Source organism: Mesorhizobium sp. M7A.F.Ca.MR.362.00.0.0, assembly GCF_004023175.1.
In the GTDB taxonomy this organism is placed as follows: Bacteria; Pseudomonadota; Alphaproteobacteria; order Rhizobiales; family Rhizobiaceae; genus Mesorhizobium.
Genome location: NZ_RZTF01000972.1, coordinates 1 through 324, shown reverse-complemented (window position 1 = coordinate 324; position 324 = coordinate 1). Strand labels below are relative to the sequence as shown.

The following is a 324-nucleotide window of genomic DNA, read 5'->3' as shown; positions in this document are numbered from 1 at the left end:
ATATTGCGGTGCAACTTTGATGTAGAAGCGCGCTTCGCCGATCACGGCAAATTGAACACGGCCCGGCGCGCACCCATATCGGCGACGCGCCCGCGTTATGAGGACGCTGGCCGAACCCGCAGTGGAAAAAACGACGATGAGAATCAGGTTTCACAAGCTTGCAGCCGTTGTTGTGCTCATTGGTTTCGCGGCATGGATGGCGACAGGCGAGTTTTCGTCAGTCGGCAGCGTAGCCGCCAACAAAGCCAAGGCAGCCGAAGCCGAACAGGCCAAGGCGCCCGATGCGGCGAAGCCGAAGCCGGCGGAAGCCGAGCGGAAGGCACC

At 61.1% G+C, this 324-nt stretch carries 1 pseudogene; it reads left to right on the top strand.

Features of this window, described 5'->3' with window-relative positions:
- Positions 1 to 136: 136 nt before the first annotated feature.
- A pseudogene (locus EOC06_RS38735) lies at positions 137 to 324 on the top strand (efflux transporter periplasmic adaptor subunit); the annotation flags it as partial.